5 protein-coding genes are annotated in these 5,464 nt (G+C 74.3%); 2 read left to right on the top strand and 3 right to left on the bottom strand.

Annotated elements, in window-relative coordinates:
• Positions 1-5: 5 nt before the first annotated feature.
• Complete coding sequence (locus VGP36_06890; GenBank protein ID HEV7654447.1) at positions 6-470, bottom strand: CGNR zinc finger domain-containing protein; 465 nt, start codon at positions 468-470, stop codon at positions 6-8.
• A gap of 82 nt (positions 471-552) precedes the next feature.
• Here VGP36_06890 and VGP36_06885 point away from each other — a divergent pair, with 82 nt between their 5' ends.
• Positions 553-1,098: a putative glycolipid-binding domain-containing protein gene (locus tag VGP36_06885; protein HEV7654446.1), complete on the top strand. Its 546-nt coding sequence runs from the start codon at positions 553-555 to the stop codon at positions 1,096-1,098.
• Positions 1,095-1,607, top strand: coding sequence for a hypothetical protein (locus VGP36_06880; GenBank protein ID HEV7654445.1), 513 nt, complete (start codon positions 1,095-1,097; stop codon positions 1,605-1,607). The genes VGP36_06885 and VGP36_06880 overlap by 4 nt, the downstream gene beginning before the upstream one ends.
• 44 nt (positions 1,608-1,651) lie before the next feature.
• Here the strand turns inward: VGP36_06880 and rny are convergent, their stop codons facing one another.
• Positions 1,652-3,757, bottom strand: coding sequence for a ribonuclease Y (gene rny, locus VGP36_06875; GenBank protein ID HEV7654444.1), 2,106 nt, complete (start codon positions 3,755-3,757; stop codon positions 1,652-1,654).
• Between the two features lie 683 nt (positions 3,758-4,440).
• Positions 4,441-4,938: a regulatory protein RecX gene (locus VGP36_06870; protein HEV7654443.1), complete on the bottom strand. Its 498-nt coding sequence runs from the start codon at positions 4,936-4,938 to the stop codon at positions 4,441-4,443.
• Positions 4,939-5,464 lie beyond the last annotated feature (526 nt).

Genomic DNA, 5,464 nt, shown 5'->3' with positions numbered 1-5,464 from the left:
CCTCCTCAGGCCGATGCGCGGCGCTCGCGGTGCGCCCTGACCTTGGCGATCGATCCGCAGCTGCGGCCGGCCGAGCCGCCGGCGGTCATGAGGCACCAGCGCTTGCTGCCGTTGCGGGTGTGGTCGTAGAAGACCCACCGGCAGTCGGGGCAGGCCTTGAGGCGCGGCCACGTACCGTCGGCGATCGCGGTGAGCACGGCGCCGACGATGGTGGCGCCGTCGCCCCGGCCGGTCCACTCGATCCGGCCGTCCCGGAGCACGGGGCATACGCGCAGCCGGCCGACCCAGGGGTTGATGGCCTCCGGCGTTGCGTCCTCGACGGCACGGCGCAGGTCGTCGCGGAGCGCGCGCAGCTCGGCCGGACCCTCGAACACATCGGCCGGCTGCCGCGTGTCGTTGGGGATCGACCAGGTGTTGAGCAGCGTCCGGATGGGCTCCAGCGCGTCCGGCGCCTCCTGCCTGTTAACCACCCAACGAGTTTAGCGGTTGCATCGCCTTCGCGGGAGTCGTTAACCTGCCAACGACTTAGCCGGTAACGGAGAGGGAGTCAGGGTGGACGAGACCCGTGAGGTGGTCTGGTCCGCTCTGCGCTGGCCGGGCCTGGAACACGTGAGCATCGGCGTACGGGCCGGGGAACTGTCCGCGGCGGGTCGCGGGATCGCCGTGCTCGACGGCGTCCCGACCCACGTCGGCTACGAGCTGCGCACCGATCGGACCGGGGCGACCCGACACGTCGAGATCACGGTGTCGGGACCGTTTCCCACCCGGACCCGCACCCTGCAGGCCGACGGGCAGGGCCACTGGCGGGACGACGCGGGGCCACTGCCCGACCTGGACGGCTGCCTCGACGTCGACATCTCGTTCACGCCGTGCACGAACACCCTGCCGATCCGCCGGCTCGCCCTCGCCGTCGGTGCCGCCCGCGAGCTCGACGTCGGCCATCTGTCCGTCCCGCAGCTGACGGTCCGCCGCGCCCGGCAGCGCTACCGGCGACTCGACGGCGGCTACCGCTACGAATCCGGACGGTTCGCGGCCGACCTGAGCGTCGACGACGCGGATCTCGTCATCGACTACCCGAACCTGTGGAGGCGGGAATGAGCCTGGTCGAGTCGCTGGTCGCCGAGCCCAACTCGGACCTGGCGCTGTTCGGCCAGTTCGTCGGGGACTGGGACATGGACATCGAGTTCTACGACGAGGCGGGCGACACCGTCTACCACGACCTCGGGCGGTGGAGCTTCGGCTGGGTGCTCGACGGTCACGCCATCCAGGACGTGTTCAGCTTCCCGACCGAGCGCGGCCGCGGCATCGGCACGACGCTGCGCACCTGCTCCCGGGACCGCGACGAATGGCAGATCGTCTACCTGGGCGCGGTCAGCGGGATCACGGCGATCCTGCACGGCGGCCGGGAAGGCGACCGCATCGTCCTGCGCGGCATCGACGAGGACGGCCACAACCGCTGGACGTTCAGCGACATCCGCGCCGACTCGTTCACCTGGATCGGCGAACTCTCCCCCGACGGCACCACCTACCGCGTCAACCACCGAATGACCGGAACCCGCCGCACCCCCAGGGCCGATCAACCGCCACCGTCGCCCGCTCCGCGCTGAAGACGGGGGCCACCGGTCCCGCCGGCGGCCCGGTCCGGCGTGGGTCAGTGCGCGATCTCGGTGGAGCGGGACTCGCGGACGACCGTGACCCGGATCTGGCCCGGATAGGTCAGCTCGTCCTCGATCTGCTGGGCGACCTCCCGGGCGAGCATCTGCGCGGTCAGGTCGTCGACCGCCTCCGGCTGCACCATCACCCGCACCTCGCGGCCGGCCTGCATCGCGAACACCCGCTCGACGCCCGGCTTCCCGGCCGCGATCTGCTCGATCCGCTGCAGCCGCTGGACGTACGACTCGAGGCTCTCCCGGCGGGCGCCGGGCCGGCCGCCGGAGCAGGAGTCGGCGGCCTGGGTGAGCACCGCCGCGATCGTGCGCGGCGGAACCTCGTTGTGGTGCGCCTCGATCGCGTGCGCGACCTCCTCGCTCTCCCCGTACTTGCGGGCGAGGTCGGCGCCGATCAGCGCGTGGCTGCCCTCGACCTCGTGGGTGAGCGCCTTGCCGATGTCGTGCAGGAAGGCGCCGCGCTTGATCGGCGCCGGGTCGAGCCGCAGCTCCGCGGCCATGATGCCGGCGATGTGCGCGGTCTCGACCAGGTGCTTCAGCACGTTCTGGCCGTAGCTGGTGCGGTAGCGCAGCCGGCCGACCGTGGCCAGCAGCTCCGGGTGCAGGTCGGAGATGCCGACCTCGACCAGCGCGTCCTCGCCGGCGCGCAGGCAGAGGACCTCGACCTCCTCCTTGCTGCGCTCGTACAGCTCCTCGATGCGGTGCGGGTGGATCCGGCCGTCGAGCACCAGCTTCTCCAGCGTGATCCGGCCTATCTCGCGCCGCACCGGGTCGAAGCAGGAGAGCAGCACGGCCTCGGGGGTGTCGTCGATGATGAGGTTGACCCCGGTCACCGACTCGAACGTGCGGATGTTGCGGCCCTCGCGGCCGATGATCCGGCCCTTCATCTCGTCCGCCGGCAGGTGCAGGACGCTGACCACGCTCTCCGCGGTCTGCTCGCTGGCGACCCGCTGGATCGCGTCCACCACGATCGTGCGGGCACGCTGCTCGCCGTGCGCCTGGGCCTCGGCCTCGATGTCGCGCATGAGGATCGCGGCATCCCGCTTGGTCCGCTCCTCGACCGCCTTGAGCAGCTCGGTCCGGGCGTCGGTGGCGGTGAGTCCGGCGATGCGCTCCAGCTCCTGCTCGTGCTCGGACTCCCGGGACTGCAGCAGCTCCTCGCGCCGGGTCAGCAGCTGCTCGCCCTCGGTCAGCTCCTCGGCCCGCAGCTCGACCCGGCGGACGGTCGCGTCGACCCGCTCCTCCCGCTCGGCCAGCCGGCCCTCGCGGCGCTCGACGTCGAGCTTGAGCGCGCGGGCGTTCTCGGTGATGTCGGCGGCGTCGCGCTCGGCCTGGCGGCGGGCGTCGAGCAGGGTGGTGGAGACCTCGAGCTCGGCCTGCCGCCGGGACTTCTCGGCGTCGGCCTGCAGGGCGGTGCGGATCGAGTCGGCCTCGGCCCGGGCGCCGCGGCGGAGCGCGTCGGCCTCGGCCTCGGCCAGCCGGCGGGTGGTGGTGGCCATGGTGTCGGCCTCCGCGCGGGCCGCGGCGGCGGCGTGCACGGCTTCCAGTCGCAGGGCCGACAGCTCGGCCTCGACCGTACGGCGCGCCTGCGCCAGCAGGTCCGGGTCCGGCGTCCCGCGGTACGTCGGCCCCTCGGCGACCCGCGCATCGATCTGCGCCGTCCCCGGCGCGGCGGCGTGTGTGGTGCTCGCACGAGGAGCGCCATGCGAGCTGCGGTCTGCGGCTGCCGGCGCGCCGGCCGACCCTGGTACGCCGTCGCCGAGCTGCGTGACGAGATCGGACGCCGGAGCGCCCGGACCCGGGTCGGTCCCGTCGGCGTCGGCGCCCACCGCGCCGGCACCAGCGGCCGGAGTGGCCGGGCCGGCGTCCGCGGTACGAGCCGTCGGGCCTGCGTCGGTCGGGTGGGTCGTCGGCGTGGCGCCGGCGGCGTGGGTCGTCGGGGCGGCTGCGCCGGGGTCGGCCGCGTGGGTCGAGGAGTTCGGCGGGGTGCCGGTGGGGCGCGGGGAAGCCTGGGTGGGGCGACGGCGGAGCAGGACCAGGCCCAGCAGCACCACCAGGACGATCACCACGACCAGCAGGACCGTCGTCACCGCACCCACCTCCGTCCCGGCGGGCCGAGTGCGACTGGGCACGCGGCATGGTCACCTTGAGGAGGACCTCGGCACGGGACGCCGACGAAGGCGGCCGCGACTTCCGCGGCGGCCGGCTTGCCGACGCGAAACTCCCGGCGGGTGCGAAACCCCCGCCGGCATTGCAAGGCTTGCGTCCACCGAGGTGGACGGGATGTTCTGCGATGCGCTGTATGTCTGTCGCGTCCAGGTCCGACCGGCCCGGGCGCGAGGTGGACTCCTCGTGCCGCTGAGGCTATGTCCGGCCTACCGGCCGGTCAAGAAAGCACGCCTGCGCCCGCTGCCAAACCGTCTCGACCTGCACTGAAGAGTAGGGACGCCAACGGCCCGAACCGCTGCGCCGGATCGCACGCAGCCCACGCGACATCAGTCGAGGGCAACAGTCGTCAGGCCGCCGGGTCGGAGCGCGACCGCCGTCCGGGACGGCCGGCCCCGCGCGGATCCCGCGCAGCCGAGGCGGCATCGGCCGGACGCAGCAGTCGTCAGGTTGCCCGGTCAGAGCGCGATCGCCGTCCGGGACGGCCGGCCCCGCGGGACCGGCCCAGCGAGGCGGCATCGGCCGGGACGCAGCAGTCGTCAGGGGCCCGGGTCGACCGCGATCCGTCAGGCCGCCCGGTGGCGGACGGCGCGGGAGCGGGGTGGGGTCAGTCCGGAGGTAGGGAGTCGTCCAGGGTGTCGAGGTCGCCGGGGTCGGTGCCCTCGGCGGCGAGGGCGTCCCGCACGACGCGGAAGGCGAGGCCGGGCGGGTAGCCCTTGCGGGCGAGCATCCCGGCCAGGCGCCGGATCCGGGCCGGCTGCTCGAGTCGCCGGGTGCTGGGCAGGCGGCGCTCGACCAGGGCGCGGGCGGTGCGTTCCTCGGCCTCGGCGTCGACCACCGCGACCGCCTCGCCGACCACCTCGCCGTCGACGCCACGGCGCCGCAGCTCGGCCGCGAGGGCGCGTCGGGCCAGGCCTCGTCCGTGCCGGGAGTCCACCCAGGCGGCCGCGAACGCCCGGTCGTCGATCAGGCCGACCTCGGTGAACCGGCTCAGCACGGTCTCGGCCGCCTCGTCCGGGACACCGCGCTTGGCCAGCGCGGTCGCGAGCTCGGCCCGGGTCCGCGGTTGCAGGGTCAGCAGCCGCAGGCAGACGGCCCGCGCCACGGACTCCGGGTCACCCGGCGCATCCTCCGGATGTCCCGGGGCATCGCCCGGCTCGGTACCCCGCTGCGGCGCGCCACTCCCCCGCCGCCCGTCCCGCGCGCCGGCCCCGGAGCTCGCACTCCGCCCCCGCCGACCGGCACGCCGCTCCGACTCATCGGCACCGGCACCGGCACCGGCACCAAAGACGACCGCATCGCCGGCCCCGGGACTCGCGGCCGGACCCCGCCGACCAGGACGCAGCTTCGGCTCATCGGCACCGGCCCCGAGGACGACCGGATCACCCTCCCCGGGACTCGCCGTCGGACCCCGCCGACCAGGACGCAGCTTCGGCTCATCGGCACCGGCACCAAACACGACGGGATCGTCGGCCCCGGGGCGCGCGGGGCGGCTGCGTCGAGTAGGACGCCGCTCTGGTTCACCATCGTCGTTCCCGGGCGCGGTGCCGGGGACGACGGCTCCGTCGTCCCCGGCGCCGAGCCCTCCCGGGAGGAAGTCGCTACCAGCCGGGCGCCGGCCGGTGTCGGCA

The sequence above is a fragment of the Mycobacteriales bacterium genome, assembly GCA_035995165.1.
Classification (GTDB): domain Bacteria; phylum Actinomycetota; class Actinomycetes; order Mycobacteriales; family CADCTP01; genus CADCTP01.
The sequence above is the reverse complement of the archived record's forward strand: the minus strand, read 5'-3'. Positions and strand labels throughout refer to the sequence as shown.

Coding starts and splice junctions, on each gene's coding strand:
- VGP36_06880 (HEV7654445.1), top strand. CDS start 1,095: ATGAGCCTGGTCGAGTCGCTGGTCGCCGAGCCCAACTCGGACCTGGCG.